Below are 16,573 nucleotides of genomic sequence, written 5' to 3' on the forward strand. Positions count from 1 at the left end.
GACCGGGGACTTCGATGAAAATTTTCGCGTCGTCAGTTCTGCTTGCGCTTTCGCTGACGTGTATTTCGCCGAGTCATGCCGAACCCCAGACACTGGTGGTCGGGCAGATAAATCTCGGTTTCTACACGGCCAGTGCGGCGGTGGTGAAAGAGGTACTAGGTCGGCTCGGCCATCATCTGCAAGTAGTCGAGGGCAATCACCCCGATATGTACGGCCGCTTGGGACAAGGCGAAGTTGATCTGTTGATCGCCTCCTGGCTCCCTCATGCCCACGGCCAATTGCAGGCACCGATCGCCGATCGACTGGTGGAGGCTTCCACGCTCTACGAGGATGCGCGCCTGTACTGGGCGGTCCCGGTTCACGTGCCGGTCGAGACGGTGCGCTCGATCGATGACCTGAAAAAACCTGAAGTGCTCGCACGCATGGATCCGCTCATCGTCGGCGTGGGGCCGGGTTCAGGCTTGATGAATGGTTCCGAGCGGGTCATGCGCAGCTACAGCTTGCAAGCGGCGGGATACAACCTGAAGGTTGCGCCCGCCCCCGAGTGGTCGCAGCGGTTGGCCGACGCCTCTGCCAATGGCCGCTGGATGGTGATGCCCTTGTGGCAGCCGCAATACCTGAATGCGCTGTATCCGGTCCGGATACTGGAAGACCCGCAGCAGATCTTCGGAGTGGATCGAGCCGTGGTGGTGGTCCGCAAAGAGGTTTGGCAACAACTGCCCGAGCGCTCGCGGGTGGTGATCGCAAGGATTCATCTGGGGATTGCACTGGCCACCGAGCTGGAGCGCCAGATGATGGTCGACGGCACTCCCGCCGGGCAGGTAGCCCGCAACTGGATGGCCGCGAATCCAGCAACCGTCGAGGCCTGGTTCCAGGAGTGAGGATGGCGCTCGAATGTGCCCTGTTCAAGCAGGAGAAATTGCGATGAAAAAATTCAGCCCCAACGTCCTGGCCTCCACCCTGGCGGCTTTGATCTTCGTCACGATGGCCCATGCCGAGCAACCCAAGGTCGGTCAGGTGGAGGTGGTCGCGGAACTCGACATCACCCCTGGCAATGTCACCGCCTCGAAGGATGGACGCGTGTTCGCCAGCGTTCACGGGATGCGCCGTGGTCCGGTTCAGTTGGTGGAGATTACCGGACTCAACAGCTATGTGGCTTTTCCCAATGACAGCTGGAATGCCAAGCCGGGTAGCGGGCCGAATGTGATGAATACGCCCCACGGCGTCGTCATCGACAGCCGCGATCGTCTGTGGGTGATCGATCACGGCAATTGGCTGGATAAGCCGCAACCTCCCAAACTGGTGGCCTTCGACATCAACACCCGTGAACTGGTCAACCGTTACGACTTCAGTCCCCAGGTTGCGCCCAAAGGCCAGATCCTCCAGGACCTGGCCGTCGATGGCGAACGAGGATTCGTCTATATCGCGGACTGCGGCCCGGACCCGGCCATCGTCAGCGTTGATATCAACAAGGGCACTGCCCGTCGCTTCAGCGGCCATCCCTCACTGGCCGCAGAGGACGTTGAATTGGTGGTGGAAGGCAAGCCGCTGCTGTTCCCCGGTGAGGGTGGAAAAATGGCCCCCGCCCGCGTCGGGATAAACCCGATCACCCTGTCGGCCGATGGCGAGACTATTTACTTCGGATCAATGAATGGCACCAGTTGGTACGCCGTGCCGGCGCGGCTGTTCCGAGAAGGCGCTGCGGATGCGCAGATCGCCTCCGCCATCACCCGCGTGGGCTCGAAACCGATTTCCGATGGCGCCGCGACAGATGCCGAAGGCAACCATTTCATTACCAACCTGCCGGACAACGGAATCGACGTTCTGACCCGCACCGGCGAACTCAAGCCTCTGGTTCGGGACGAGCGTTTCTTGTGGCCCGACAATGCCCACTTTGGCCCGGACTCCTGGCTGTACGTCGCCGTCAACCAGCTCCATCGCAACCCGATCTTCACCGATGCGGCTGATGCCGGCAAACCGCCGTACCTGATCGTGCGAATCTGGACAGGGACAGAAGGTCAGCCTGGGCGCTGAGGGTGTTCGTCCATGACTTTCTCTTCGACGCTCGCTTGCGAAATGACGTGCGTAACCCTCAACTCCCATGTCAACGCGGACTGCTGTTTCGCGCACGCCAATGCGCGCAACAGCAGATCATCAACGTTCTTCTTGTCGATCGATGGCAGGCTCATCATCACCTCAGCCTTGGTTCTCATCAGATCCGGCAGATTGAAGTTACCACCCGTCGCTTCTGCCAGATCGATCGCCTCCTTGATGGAGGCTAAAGCGTCCATGCCCTCCCCGCATTTCAGTTGCGCCTGGGCAAGCGCCTGAAGCGCATCCGTCCTCACGACACTCATCTTGGGGGGCGGCAGCAGCGCCAGACATTGCTGGAGGTAGACGACTGCAACCTGATAGCGCCCCTGCTGAAGCATCAATAGACCATTAAGGAAAAAGATGACCTGCTTGCGTACCGCCACTTTGTAGTCTTGGGCGACATTCTCCATTTCCTGGATCAGCTCCGCGGCCCTGTCCAGCAGACCATTGCTGAGCAGTATCGGAAAACACAGCGTCGCGCAGAGATAGAACGAGTCGGGATTACGTCGGCTCTCGGCAATGGCACTGGTTGCAAGCTCAAGCGCCTGCACCGGCATCCCCCGAATCCACTTCACGCGCGCCTTGCCAAGCTTGGCTACCACTTGTTCCTTGGTTTCGAAGTAGTGCAATGGATGCACTTCGTGACGTGCGAAAAGCTCAAAACTGGCCGCATAGCTTTCGTCGGCTTCCATCTGCCGTCCCAGGAAATGCAGCGAAGAGCCCTCCATCCATCGCGCGAGAATGGCCTCGGTGCCGCCGCCTTGAGTCGTCGCGATGCTCGCGTACCGTTCACTCACGGACAGTGACTCCTTGAACCTGCCGTTCGCCATCATTGCCAGATGCAAACCCGCAAGAAAATGGAACATGGATCGGACATCGCCCATTTGCACCGAAAGCTCCAACCCACGTTCAACCACGGCTGTCATCGCGCCGTCATAGTCGCCGCCGGAGTAGTAAGTAATGGCTGTTGAGTCGAGCAATTCCAGTTCGGTCTTCGTCGCGCGCAAGTTCTCCGGCAACATTTTCAAAGCACGTTCGCAACAGCGCTTGCACTCCCTGAGCAATCCGAGTTCCAGCAAAAGGGGGGCGGCCATGCAACTGATTTCAACCGCCAGTGATAGGTCCCCGCCTTCGGAGAACGCCCATTCGATAGCCGCGCGTACGTTGCCCATTTCCAGTGGGCGCAGACGCTCGCTCACAACACCGGGCATGACATTCGCTTTGTGTTGCCTGAGTTCATCTGCGTAAAAGAGCGCATGCAGACGCGCGTAATCGTTGCGGTTTTCGAGCCTGGCGAAGCGGGAGGCGGCGTAGGCGCGGGTAGTCTCGAATAATATGAAATGAAGCTCTTCGGCGACTGGCGCGATGGCGACAAGCGATTTGTCCACCAGGTTGCTGACCGCCTCTGCAACCTGATGGGCCTCGATTTCAGCGTCCATCGCCACCGCTACCGCAGCGTCAAGCGGGAACCGCCCCCAGAATACGGAGAGCCGGTAAAGCACTTTTCGATCCTGCTCGCCAAGAAGATTGTGGCTCCAATCGATCATGGTTTCGACAGTCTGTTGGCGCAGGCAGACGTCACGGCGTCCTTGCCAATGCAAGGTGAACTGATGGGCGAGCATGTCGGCGATACCTTTTACGCCATAGGTTGCGACCCGGCTCGCAACCAGGCCAATGGCATGCGGATTTCCATCCAGTTGCCGACACAGGGCCGCTACGGTGGGCGCATCATCGTCACTTAACGCGTTCCTCGCGCCGCCCTCTCTTGCGCGCTCCATGAATAGCTGGATGGCCGGCCAGAGCAGAGCTTCTCTTGCGCTCAGATGTTTCGAGTCGGGAGGTGAAACCAGCGGTCGCAGGAGGTAAACGGACTCCGCGTTGATTCGAAGTGCTTCCCGACTGGTGTTCAAGAATGACACGCTCGTGGTCCCGTCGACGATTTGCTGGCAGAGAACCGAAACTCCGGCAATCAGATGCTCGCAATTATCGAAAATGATCAGCGCCTTTTGCGTCGAAAGAACGTCCAGAAGTCCAGGGAACAGTTCAGTACCCGAAGGGCTGTAGCCGATGGCGGCAGCCAACGCTTCAGCGGCCATTTCACCCTGCTCGAGAGTGCTAAGGTCGACGAAGTAGACCGCGTCATCGAATACCGCGAGAAGTTCATGGGCGACCAGCACGGCCAGGGTCGTCTTTCCTGCGCCGGCAGCCCCGACTACGCTGACCAGCCGCTTGTCCAGGACCACTTGGGACAGTTCGCTCACACACTCTTCCCGCCCCACTGCGGACATCAGGGGTGCCGGCAGATTCGGGAGCACGCGCGTTGCCGTAGCTACGCGCAATGGTTGCAGGATCGCTGAGTCCAGATTGTTCCCCGATATCACCGGCCGGGGCCGATCCAGGGATTCAATCCGCTCCACAGCAGAGACAAAGCAGTACCCACGTCTGGCGACGCTGGCGATGTATCGCGTGGAGTCCTGATCACATTCCAGGGCGCGACGGATGTTCGCGACCTGCACACGTACATTGGTGTCTTCAACAACCAACCCCGGCCAGGCGAGCGCCATCAGTTGCTGGTTTGTCAGCACCTTGCCGTCGCTTTCAACCAGAGCGGTGAGGATATCGAAGGCCCGACTACCCAAGGAAACTTCCACGCCACTTTTCTGCAGGACACGCCTGCCCGGGTAAAGGCAGAACGGTCCGAAAGAGAACGCATCGTTCATAGTCTGTGCTCCTCGGGACGGGAACGAGAAAATGCTTGCCAACGACCTGGCCAGACGGATGTTTCAGCTCCATGCCGGTTTACTGCAGTACCTCTGGCTGCACCAGCCAGTAGAAGTAACAGCATGTAAAAGGCCAGATGAAAAATGGCGGATTTACAGGCGATTCCAGACGAATATTTCTTTCAAGTTACCTTCCATGGGTGCTGACGCCACTTCTCCTGGAAGAACTCGATGAACACCCGAATCCGCGGGCTGAGGTGTTTTCGGTCCGAATACAACAGATAAACCGGCTCAATGATTCCGGATTTGAACTCTTCCAGCAGCGGCACCAGGGTTCCGGCCTTTACGTCCAGGCCGATGTGAAAATCGGCCAACTTGACCACACCGGCGCCGGACAGCGCCATGTCCCGTAGAAGATCACCCTGAGTGAATGACGCACTGGGCGTTACGGGCACGGAAACACCCTCGCCTTCCTGAACAAACGACCATTTGTTCCACGGGCTGACAAAGCTGAAATGGAAGCAACGGTGGTTCAGGAGGTCAGCCGGAACCGTGGGGACACCGTGCTCGGTCAAGTAGTCGGGCGAAGCCACGACCAGCCACTCACATTCCCCGATTCGCTTGGCAATACGTGAAGAACTGGGCAGCACGCCGCTGTGAATAGCGATATCGAGCCCCTGTTCAAAATGGTCGACAAACTGCGCGCCCAATTGCAGCTCCACATCCAGGGACGGATACAAGTCCAGGAATTCATGCAGCCAGGGCACGATCTGGTGCTTGGCAAACGTGGTCATGGTGTGGATTCGAAGGGTTCCACTGACCCTTGAAGGTAAAGCCTCAGCCAGCGAGTCAGCCTCATTCATGGCTTCAACGACTGCCTTGGCACTGCGCAGGTAGGCCGCGCCCTCCTCGGTCAGCGTGAGAACCCGCGAGCCTCTTTGAAAGAGCCGGACTTGCAGCCTGTTCTCCAGACGCGTGATCAGTTTGCTCACTGCCGAGGGCGTAATGTTGTGGACGCGAGCCGCCGCCGAGAAGCTTCCGCACTCGGTTGACCAGATAAATGCGAGCAGCTGTGTGTAGTTGTCCATTTCCGGTCCTGGCGTAAGGGGTTGAGTATCCCGCGTCCGGGTCGATTACAGGAAAACGCGCCGAAGCGCGTTTTCCTGATCGTGTCGGTTACCTGATGAACTGTTCAATATAGTCGTCCGGCAAGCCCAGAGACTTGTAATGCGCCCGGGCGCTTTCCAGTTTGGTGAAGACATCTTCATAGCCGACCGCTACTCCCTGAGGATCGACGTAGGTGTAGCCGCCCTGAACATGGAACCAGGTGATCATTTCCTCGACGTCTTCCGGCACGAACAGAGTGTGGGTCTCTCCCGGAGGCTCATACGCAAATGAGCCTTCCTCGGCAATCCAGTCATGCTCCAGATAGAACCAGCGCCCCTTGAGCACGATCGCATGCACGCCACCGGTGTGGCGGTGACGGGAAAGCACACCGGACTGCCGCACCCGCAAAAGATTGATGTAGTAGCCGCCCGAGGTATTGAGCAGCAGCGGCTTGAACGACACGGTTTTGGTGACCGGCACCCACAACTCATCATCTTCCAGCCATTGCGTCATGACACCGGGGTGAACCATATCCGGGGTCATGAACGGGACTTGCGGCAACTGGTAGGCAATCGCTAATTCATCAGGTTTGACGGGAGTATTCATGTGTAGGCCTCTCAGTTTTTTTATGCATTCACAGGGCGAGAACTGCGCCCGGACTTCGACTGAGAGAAAGGTTATGAGAGTGCTGATTCGATGAAAATAGCTACATTTGCACATCAGGTGTGACGCTGGGGCATAGCGAAAATCAGTGCCTGCCGGGGCGGTTACGGGGGCACGCCGACCAATGAAAATGCCCGCAAAAGCGGGCATTTTCGGCTGGGTTCTCGCGGCTACGCGGCCGCCAATCGGCTACTCACACACGAGGGTTGGAGTAGAAGCCGATGATCGCCGGCAGCACCAGCTCAGGCGCCTCCAATGTCGGGCTATGCCCTATCTTGCTCAGCCGCATCAGTTTCGAATTCGGCAGCTCTCGTTTCATCTCATCGGACCACGCGGGAGGTCGCGGCATGTCTTCCTCACCATTGATGATCAGCACCGGGATCTTGATCGATGACAGCAGTTCTACCGAGCTTTCACGATGCATGACGCCTTTCATCGCCGGGCGCAGCGATTTCGGCAACGCCTCGATCCGATCGCGCCAGTAAGCCACCAGTTCCTGTTTATCGGGGTTGTTGCGCGTGGTCTTGCCGAACATCACTTCCATGGTCATGTCGAGAATATCTCCGACGAAACCTCGCTCCCCCGCGTCGACTACCCATTGCGCGAATCGGGCGCCTTGCTCGGGCGGCTCACCGCACGCCGAAGAGCCCGCGACGACCAATGAACGGAAAAGCTCCTGGCGCCTGGCAATCAGCCGGAACGCAACATCGCCGCCCATGGACTGGGCCATGACGTTGATCGAATCGAGCTCCATTCTTTCGATCAACGCCTCGATGTCGTCGGCACACTTGTCCATGGTGATGATGTCGACATCATCCAGGGCGCTTTTGCCCTGCCCTCTGAAATCGGGCCGGATGACCCGAAACTTGCCGGCTGCGGCCTGGACCAGCCCCTCAAACATTGTCCCGTCGAGAAAACAGGAGTGCAGGCACAGAACGATTGGCAGATTGGCTTCACCCGTGTCTTCAACCCACAGTGTCGTGCCATTGACCTGAATGTGTTTACCGTGCGAATTGGCGACTTCTAGCATGTTGATTCTCCTGACATTGGACATCCCCGCGAGGGAATTTTTTATAGGTTGCAGGTGCGGCGTTCCAGCCGGATTGGCGACCTCAATGGGCCATGTTGCAGGACGCTTTGGACACCAGCGCCCGATCGTGTTTGAGGAACCACCCTGTGGTTTCGCGCGTAAAGAACGCCGTGACGAATGCAGCGACGATCATCAGGCCGGAAATGAAATACAGAGCGTAGTTGTAGCCAGCCACCTGATCGAAACCGCCGCCGGCACCAATGAACATGCCGATTACGAACGGCCCGAAACCGCCGGCGTAGATACCCACATTGACAATCGAACCAGCGATCCCGGAGGTGCCGGGCTTGGCCGAATCGAAAGCAATCGCGTACAGCAACGTGTAGGGCGCGTTCATCGCAAACCCGGCAAACAACTGGATGCAGACCAACCAGGTCAAACTCAATGAGGTGAACTGGAAGAGGTACATGCCAACCGCCAGCCAGGCGAAAACGATCATCAGGCAAAGCTTGCGACCCATCCGGTCGGAGATCCAACCCCAGACGATTTGCCCGATGCCACCGGTGATGGTGAACAGTACGGAGTAAGCCGCCGCCTCGGCGAAGTTGTAATGCGCGACGAAGGCCAGGTACTGGGGCAGCCAGAAACTGATGCCGAAGTAGCCAACGATGGCCAGCATCGAGACGAGTGCGATGGTGCTGATGTTCGGATTGCGCATCGCCGACCGAAAGGCGCCCTCAGGTGCAACCACCGTCCCGTGTGCCGCGCTCAACGCTGGAACGGTTTCGCCGACGTCACGCACATGCTCGACGAACGAGTCATATCTTTTCTTGGTGCAAAACCACCAGTAAATAGAAAAGATAATGATCATGGGCACCGGGAACAGCAGAAACGCCAGACGCCAGTTTTCCGGACCGTAGGCGTTCAACAAGGCACTGATCGCCAGACCGCCGATCAACGTGCCCCACGGATAGCCCGTGTGGTGCAGCCCCAACGCAAACCCGCGCCGCTCACGGGACCACCACTCGGATAATGACGTGACTTCGATCGCCTCCCCCGCACCGCCGAACGCATGGGAAATCACCTGCAATGCCACGAGCATGCCCAGTGAGGCGGTGAGGAAATTGAACCCTGTCAAAAAGGTAAACAGCGTGTAGGCGATGACGATCGGCAGATGGCGATACTTCCTCATCCAGCCTTGCCCGCCCTTGTCCGCCCAGATCATGCAAGGCACAGCGATCAACGACGTGGCAATCGTGATGAACGCCGCGAGCAAACCCGTCAGCTCCGCGCTGGTTTTGAATTCGCTGGTGATCGAGGGCAACACCATGAAGAACATCTGGCGTGAATTCGCGTCCATGGCGTAGACCAGCCACAGCAACGCCATGGCGCCCCACGAAGCGGTTCCGGCTCCCTTGGAAACCCGCGTGAACGAGGGAATAACACCAGCTTTATCTTGAGCGAGTCCCATAGGATCATCTCCCGCCGAGTTTTATTTTTATTTTCCCCGGCAGTTGAGCAACACAGAGTTGTTTCAACGTCGGGTTTGCGGGTGGCGCTTGATGCTGGAGGCCACCGTTTGAAGATTAAAAGCTCGACGGGATTTGATTGATATAGCTGGAAAATCACACCTGCTTTGCCTTTCAGGCACAGGAGAAATGGCATTCGGGATATGCCCGGCCATTAACGCCAGACGATGCTGTCGATCACTGAACCGCTTACAATCACGCCTTTCCACCGTATTCAGAAAGGCAACAAGGCTATGGCGCTCGACCCTCCCACGATGTTGACCCTCTCGATCGCCCTCGCAGCGGCGGCTGCGCTGTACCTGGCGATCGAGTGGCGCAGTATTCGTGAACCCTCGCTGCTGTTCTGGAGCGCGGGTTTTGCGACGATTACCGTGGGTTCGACGCTCGCCCTGTTGCGCGGGATCGGTCTGTTGCTGGTGGGTATCTGGTTCGCCAACGGCCTGCTGGTGTTGGCCCACTGGTTCTTCCTGCTGGGTGTCGCGCGTTTTACCCAGGCGCGCCTGTCCCGCGCCTGGTATCTGATCTTCGTCGCCTGGCTGGCATTGCTGTTGCTGCCGGACGAGCCTTCGTGGTCAAAGATCATGCTGCTGGCCAACTCGCTGCTGGTCGCCCTGTTGTCGCTGCGGGCCAGTTTCCTGCTGCGGCCCCACGGCAAGTCGCTGAGCGTGGGGGCGGTTCAGCTGCGTTACGTGCTGCTGGTCCATGGGCTTTTCTATCTCGCCAAATCGATAACGGCTGTGGTTCCAGGAACGCTGATCGACCTCGCGGCCTTTCGTGGCGAGATCATTCAGATCTCCCTGGTCGAAGGCGTGATGGCGATCATGCTGATCGCGCTGTCGATGACCGGGACCGAGCGCTATCGACGGGAGAAACAGATCGCCCGGCTGGCCGAACGCGATCCATTGACCGCCCTGTACAACCGCCGCGCCCTCGAAGTGCGGGCACCGCGGTTGTTACGTGACGTCTCGAGCACTCAACCGGGCGCGCTGCTGCTGATCGATATCGACAACTTCAAACCAGTCAACGACCTGTACGGCCATACCGCAGGCGACAGGTTGCTGGTGTCGCTGAGCGAGATGATCCGCTCGGTATTGCCCGAAGATGCGCTTGCCGCGCGGTTGGGCGGCGACGAGTTCGTCATCCTGCTGAGCAACGCGTCGAAGGAGCGAATCGTGCAAATGGGCGACGCATTGCGTGATCAGTTCCACAGCGCCGCCGCGCAGACATTCACCACGCCTGAAGCGGTAACCCTGAGCATCGGCGCCAACTTGTTCGACCATCCGCCGGCCAGCCTGGCGACATTGATCGAGCAAGGCGACGCCGCGCTCTATGAATCCAAGCGTGGCGGGCGAAACAGTATCCGTCTGGTCGACCGTACCGTGGCGAGCGGCGAGCCCGCACGCTAATTCAGGATGCTGCCCCTTCCCCCATCACATCCTCAGCCCAACTGATCGCCGCCACGACGGTGGGGAAACCGATCGTACTGGTGCTTGAGATTTTCGTAGGTCGAGTGCGTTCTCTTCTTTGCCATTTTCATTCCTCCTCGAACCGGATGTGGGCCGGCGCCGACGGGCGCATTCCCAGCGATGTTTACCCCGCTTCACAAGGCTTCGCTCCGTGAAAACTTGCGAAAACCGACAGTAGGCTAAGCTTAGTGCAGCTTATTGCCCACGATGCTCGCGGCGGCAGTTGTTGGATTTTTCTGGAGAGCGTCTGCAACAGCTATCTCAGACAGACCCAAACAATTTGCGCAGGATTGCCGTAATGACCGAGCCTTTTCTCAGTTTTGACCAACTCAAGCGTGCTGCCACCTCTGGCGAAATCGACACCGTGCTGGTGTGCATGGTCGACATGCAGGGACGGCTGGTGGGCAAGCGATTCCAGGTCGAGTTTTTCATCGACAGCGGTCATGAAGAAACCCACTGCTGCAATTACCTGCTGGCCGACGACATCGACATGGAGCCGGTGCCAGGTTACGCCGCGGCCAGTTGGAGCAAGGGCTACGGCGATTTTGTACTCAAGCCCGACATGAGCACCCTGCGCAAGGTGCCGTGGCTGGAATGCACGGCGCTGGTGCTGTGCGATGTGCTCGATCATCACCACCGGCAAGACTTGCCTCACAGCCCCCGGGCGATCCTGAAAAGACAGGTCGAGCGCCTGCGTCAGCGCGGCTACACCGGCATGTTCGCCTCGGAACTGGAATTCTACCTGTTCGACGAAAGCTACGAGGCCATCCACAGGCGCAACTACCACAAGCCGAAAACCGCCGGGCACTACATCGAGGATTACAACATCCTGCAGACCACCCGCGAAGAACCAGTGCTGCGGGCGATTCGCAAGCATCTGCAGGCCTGCGGGATTCCGGTGGAAAACTCCAAGGGCGAATGGGGGCCGGGGCAGGAAGAAATCAACATCCGCTACGCCGACGCCATGACCATGGCCGACCATCACGTCATCATCAAGCACGCCTGCAAAGAGATCGCGCAACTACAGGGCAAGGCGATCACGTTCATGGCCAAGTGGCGCTACGACGCCGCCGGGTCCAGCAGCCATATTCACAATTCGCTGTGGGACAAGAACGCCAAAAAGCCGCTGTTCTACGATGCCAAGGCCGAGTTCGGCATGTCCAAGCTGATGCGTGCCTGGGTCGCCGGACAGCTCAAATACGCCAACGACATCACCTGCTTTCTCGCGCCCTACATCAACTCCTACAAACGTTTTCAGGCCGGCACCTTCGCACCGACCCGTGCGGTGTGGAGCCGCGACAACCGCACAGCCGGTTTCCGTTTGTGCGCCGAGAGCAGCAAATCCATCCGCATCGAATGCCGCATAGGCGGTGCCGATCTCAACCCCTACCTGGCCTTCGCCGCGCTGATCGCGGCAGGGCTGGCCGGCGTCGACGAAAAACTCGAGCTCACCCCGCCCTTCGAAGGCGATGCCTATCTCGACGAGCAATTGCCGGAAGTCTCCAAGACCCTGCGCGATGCCAGTGCCGCGCTCCAGGGGTCGAGCATGTTGCGCGAGGCGTTCGGTGATGAAGTGATCGATCACTACGTGCACACCGCCGAGTGGGAACAGAAAGAGTACGACCGGCGGATCACTGACTGGGAATTGCAACGCGGCTTCGAGCGCTATTGAGGCGATCATGACAGCAACGATTCAACTCATCTCGCCGGTCGATGGCCGGATTTATGCCGAACGTCAGTGCGCCGATGCGGCACAAATCGAACAGGCTCTGACGGCATCCGCCACCGCCCAAGCGCAATGGAGGCGCCGGCCACTGAGCGAACGCGCGGCTTTTTGCAGCGCCGCCGTGGACGCGATGCTGGCCATGAAAGCTGAAATCGTCCCGGAACTGGCCTGGCAAATGGGCCGCCCGGTGCGCTATGGCGCGGGCGAGTTGCGCGGTTTCGAAGAGCGGGCGCGGTACATGATCGGTATTGCGCATGACGCGCTGACCGCACTTGAACCCACGCCCATCGCCGGCTTTCGACGGCAGATCAAACGTGAACCGCTGGGCACGGTGCTGGTAGTCGCGCCGTGGAATTACCCCTACCTGACCGCGGTCAACACGATCATCCCGGCGCTGATGGCCGGCAACAGCGTGATCCTCAAACATGCTTCGCAAACGCTGCTGGTGGGCGAGCGTTTCGCCGAAGCCATGCGCCGCGCCAATTTGCCCGAAGGGTTGTTCCAGAATCTGCTGCTCGACCATGTGTCGACCGGGGCGGTCATTGCCTCCGGGCGGGTGCAGCAAGTGAACTTCACCGGCTCCGTGGAGGCAGGCAAAGTCATGGAAAACGCTGCCAGCGCAAGATTTCTCGGCATGGGTCTGGAGCTTGGCGGCAAAGACCCGGCTTACGTGCGCGCAGATGCAAACCTTGAGCATGCGGTAGAGAATCTGGTGGACGGTAGTTTTTTCAATTCCGGCCAGAGCTGCTGCGCCGTCGAACGCATCTACGTCGACCGGAAAATCTATCCGGAGTTTGTCGAGCGTTTCGCCGAATTGACCCGCCAGTACGTGCTGGGCAATCCGCTGGACGACGCCACCACACTCGGTCCATTGGTGACGCCGGGCGCGGCGTTTTTCGTCCGTGCGCAGATCGCCGAAGCCGTGGCCCAAGGCGCGACGGCGCTGATCGATCCGCAGGCCTTTGCCGCCGACGTACCGGGCAGCGCCTATCTCGCGCCGCAGGTGTTGGTCGACGTCACCCATCAAATGTCGGTCATGCGCGATGAAAGCTTTGGTCCGGTGGTCGGCATCATGCCGGTGAACAGCGACGACGAAGCCATCGCCTTGATGAACGACAGTGAATTCGGGCTCAGCGCATCGATCTGGACCCACGATCTCGCCGCCGCCGAATACCTTGGCAACGAGATCGAAACCGGCACCGTGTTCATGAACCGATGCGATTACCTCGACCCGGCGCTGGCCTGGACCGGGGTGAAAAACAGCGGCCGCGGCGTCACGCTGTCGCGCCTGGGCTACGACAACCTGACCCGCGCCAAATCCTTTCATCTGCGCCACGAGATCTGAGCCATGAGCCTGACTGGAAACTGGAACTACCCCACCAGCATTCGCTTCGGTGTCGGCCGCATCAGCGAACTGGCCGAGGTCTGTCGCGACCAGGGTATCCAGCGACCGCTGCTGGTCACCGACAGTGGCCTGGGACGGGCGCCGATCACCACGGCAGCGCTGGACTCCTTACGCGACGCAGGTTTGGCCGCTGCGCTGTTTTGCGACCTCAAGCCCAACCCGGTCGAAGCCAACCTGGCCGGCGGGCTCGATGCCTGGCGCGCAGGCAACCACGATGGCGTGGTGGCCTTCGGCGGCGGCAGTGGCCTGGACATGGGCAAGCTGATTGCGTTCATGAGCGGCCAGAATCGCCCGGTCTGGGATTTCGAAGACATCGGTGATTACTGGACCCGCGCCGATGAAAGCCGCATCGCCCCGATCATCGCCGTGCCGACCACAGCGGGTACGGGCTCTGAAGTGGGCCGTGCGGCGGTGATCATCGACGATCGAACCCACACCAAACGGATTATTTTCCACCCGAAAATGATGCCGCGGGTGGTCATCAGCGACCCGGCCCTGACCGTCGGCATGCCCGCCAAAGTCACTGCCGGCACGGGCATGGATGCGTTGTCGCACTGCCTGGAATCGTATTGTGCCCCCGGCTTCCACCCCATGGCCGATGGTATCGCGGTGGAAGGCATGCGCCTGGTGAGTAGTGCCTTGGTGCGCGCCGTGCACACGCCTTCGGACCTCGACGCACGCGGGCAAATGCTCGCGGCGGCGGCGATGGGCGCCACCGCTTTTCAGAAAGGCCTGGGCGGCATGCATGCCCTCGCGCATCCGATCGGCGCGCTGTATGACACCCATCACGGCATGACCAACGCGACCCTGATGCCCTACGTCCTGAAATTCAATCGCCCGGCCATCGAAGAACGCATCACGCGCCTGGCGGCCTACTTGCACCTGCCCTCCCCGGGCTTCGACAGTTTCATGGCCTTCGTCCTCAAATTGCGCAAGGACGTCGCCGTGCCGCACACGCTGTTCGAGCTGGGCGTGGACGACAAACAAGCCGACCTGATTGCGGACATGGCGGTTGTCGACCCCTCGGCGGGTGGCAATCCGTTGCCGTTGACCAAGGCTGGCGTGGCGGAAATTTTCGACGCGGCTTTCCACGGCCGGCTCTAGAGCAGTCGACGGTCCATGGTCGAAACAGCAAGCATGGACGTGTTTTACCGGTGGCAAACGGAGCAGTACGACAAGGGGTTGAAGGCCAGCCCATCCGGAGATCCGGATGGATGCGTATCAAAACCTGAAGGGGCACACAACAATGAACCCAGCAAGCCAGCCCGGCACCGACGCGCCGCATGACGATGACGTCAAGGTGCTGCACAGCATGGGCTATGCCCAGCAGCTCTCGCGACGAATGGGCGTTTTCTCCAACTTTGCGATTTCCTTTTCGATCATCTGCATCCTTTCCGGTGGCATCAACTCACTGGCCCAGGGCACTTCGGGTGCAGGCGGTGCCGCGATCGGCATCGGCTGGCCGATCGGTTGCCTGATTTCTGGGGTGTTCGCCCTGGCCATGGCGCAGATTTCGTCGGCCTATCCCACCGCTGGCGGTCTGTATCACTGGGGCTCGATTCTCGGCAACCGCTTCACTGGTTGGCTCACGGCCTGGTTCAACCTGCTGGGGCTGGTGACAGTGCTCGGTGCGATCAACGTCGGCACCTATTACTTTTTCTTCGGCGCTTTCGGTCCGGCACTGGGCATGGAGGACACCACCACGACCCGGGTGATTTTCCTGGCCATCCTCACCGGGCTCCAGGCCTTGTGTAATCACCTGGGCATCGGCCTGACCGCCAAACTCACCGACTTCTCCGGCTACCTGATTTTCGCCACCGCACTGGCGCTGACCGTCGTCTGTCTGATCTCGGCACCCAGTTATGAGTTCTCGCGGCTGGTGACCTTCGGCAACTATTCCGGCGAAGCTGGCGGCAGCGTCTGGCCACAGGTGTCCAACGGCTGGATCTTCATGCTTGGCCTGCTGCTGCCGATCTACACCATCACCGGCTACGACGCCTCCGCGCACACCTCCGAAGAAACCCGCAACGCGGCGATGTCGGTACCCCGGGGTATGGTGATGTCGGTGATCTGGTCGTTGCTGTTCGGCTGGGTGATGCTCAGTGCCTTCGTGCTGATGCTGCCGAGCATGGACGAGGCGGCCACCCATGGCTGGAGTGTATTTTTCTGGGCCATGGATACGCAGGTGAACCCGACGCTCAAACTCGCGCTTTACGTGGCGATCTTCATCTCGCAAGTGCTCTGCGGACTGGCCACGGTGACTTCGGTGTCCCGCATGATCTTCGCATTCTCCCGCGATGGCGGCCTGCCGTGCTCCAAGGCACTGGCCTCGGTTTCGCCGACCTTTCGCAGCCCGGTGGCGGCCATCTGGACCGGTGCCACGCTAGCGGTGCTGTTCGTCTGGGGATCGTCGGTGATCTCGATCGGCGAGACGCCGGTCTACACCATCGTGGTCTCCTGCACGGTGATCTTCCTGTTCTTCTCCTTCGTCATTCCCATCGTGCTGGGCCTGTTTGCCTACGGCACCTCGAAGTGGCCGACCATGGGCCCATGGAACATGGGACGCTTCTGGTACACGGTGTTCGCCCTGCTCTCGGTACTGTCGATGGTGATCATCTTCATCATCGGCATCCAGCCGCCGAACGATTGGGCGCTGTACATCACCATCGGTTTCCTGGTGCTGACGGCCATCGTCTGGTTCGGTTTTGAAGCGCGACGCTTCCAGGGGCCGCCGGTGGGCGACATGATCGTCAAGCGTCAGGCTGCCATTGCGGCGGCTGAAGCGGCCTTGAACAAACCCGGAAATTGACCCGGACAACCTTGAAGGTCGATC

12 protein-coding genes are annotated in these 16,573 nt (G+C 59.6%); 7 read left to right on the forward strand and 5 right to left on the reverse strand.

The genetic code is table 11. The features are described 5' to 3' along the window. The first annotated feature begins 14 nt into the window (after positions 1-14). Positions 15-881, forward strand: a complete 867-nt coding sequence (locus ACW9JC_RS05595) for a glycine betaine ABC transporter substrate-binding protein (protein WP_457454066.1) — start codon at positions 15-17, stop codon at positions 879-881. Between the two features lie 43 nt (positions 882-924). Beyond that, positions 925-2,034, forward strand: a complete 1,110-nt coding sequence (locus ACW9JC_RS05600; RefSeq protein ID WP_448108234.1) for an L-dopachrome tautomerase-related protein — start codon at positions 925-927, stop codon at positions 2,032-2,034. On the opposite strand, the gene ACW9JC_RS05605 is transcribed toward ACW9JC_RS05600, so the two are convergent. The 5 genes from ACW9JC_RS05605 to ACW9JC_RS05625 form a co-directional block, all read right to left on the reverse strand. Continuing rightward, complete coding sequence (locus ACW9JC_RS05605) at positions 2,019-4,814, reverse strand: winged helix-turn-helix domain-containing protein (RefSeq protein WP_457454068.1); 2,796 nt, start codon at positions 4,812-4,814, stop codon at positions 2,019-2,021. The genes ACW9JC_RS05600 and ACW9JC_RS05605 overlap by 16 nt on opposite strands. A 182-nt stretch (positions 4,815-4,996) precedes the next feature. Then, the gene (locus ACW9JC_RS05610; protein ID WP_457454069.1) at positions 4,997-5,902 is read right to left on the reverse strand and encodes a LysR family transcriptional regulator; all 906 of its coding nucleotides are present in this window, start codon (positions 5,900-5,902) and stop codon (positions 4,997-4,999) included. A gap of 88 nt (positions 5,903-5,990) precedes the next feature. Continuing rightward, positions 5,991-6,527 carry a 2,4'-dihydroxyacetophenone dioxygenase family protein gene (locus ACW9JC_RS05615; protein WP_457454070.1) on the reverse strand — a complete coding sequence of 179 codons (537 nt, stop codon included), beginning with the start codon at positions 6,525-6,527 and terminating at the stop codon, positions 5,991-5,993. Positions 6,528-6,777: 250 nt separating this feature from the next. Further along, positions 6,778-7,614 carry an alpha/beta fold hydrolase gene (locus ACW9JC_RS05620; RefSeq protein WP_457454071.1) on the reverse strand — a complete coding sequence of 279 codons (837 nt, stop codon included), beginning with the start codon at positions 7,612-7,614 and terminating at the stop codon, positions 6,778-6,780. Between the two features lie 82 nt (positions 7,615-7,696). Further along, positions 7,697-9,085: an MFS transporter gene (locus tag ACW9JC_RS05625; RefSeq protein WP_457454072.1), complete on the reverse strand. Its 1,389-nt coding sequence runs from the start codon at positions 9,083-9,085 to the stop codon at positions 7,697-7,699. A 291-nt stretch (positions 9,086-9,376) separates the two neighbouring features. Between ACW9JC_RS05625 and ACW9JC_RS05630 the strand changes: the two genes are divergently transcribed. From ACW9JC_RS05630 to ACW9JC_RS05650, 5 genes are all read left to right on the forward strand, one after another. After that, positions 9,377-10,549, forward strand: a complete 1,173-nt coding sequence (locus ACW9JC_RS05630; protein WP_457454073.1) for a GGDEF domain-containing protein — start codon at positions 9,377-9,379, stop codon at positions 10,547-10,549. Between the two features lie 358 nt (positions 10,550-10,907). After that, a complete protein-coding gene (locus ACW9JC_RS05635; protein ID WP_338581408.1) occupies positions 10,908-12,281 on the forward strand; it encodes a glutamine synthetase family protein in 1,374 nt (457 codons plus the stop codon). Between the two features lie 7 nt (positions 12,282-12,288). Beyond that, complete coding sequence (locus ACW9JC_RS05640; protein WP_457454075.1) at positions 12,289-13,680, forward strand: aldehyde dehydrogenase family protein; 1,392 nt, start codon at positions 12,289-12,291, stop codon at positions 13,678-13,680. A 3-nt stretch (positions 13,681-13,683) separates the two neighbouring features. Further along, positions 13,684-14,844 carry an iron-containing alcohol dehydrogenase gene (locus tag ACW9JC_RS05645; protein WP_457454077.1) on the forward strand — a complete coding sequence of 387 codons (1,161 nt, stop codon included), beginning with the start codon at positions 13,684-13,686 and terminating at the stop codon, positions 14,842-14,844. Between the two features lie 142 nt (positions 14,845-14,986). Continuing rightward, positions 14,987-16,549: an amino acid permease gene (locus ACW9JC_RS05650; RefSeq protein ID WP_457454079.1), complete on the forward strand. Its 1,563-nt coding sequence runs from the start codon at positions 14,987-14,989 to the stop codon at positions 16,547-16,549. Positions 16,550-16,573: the final 24 nt, after the last annotated feature.

The sequence above is a fragment of the Pseudomonas sp. SDO5591_S426 genome (assembly GCF_054070755.1).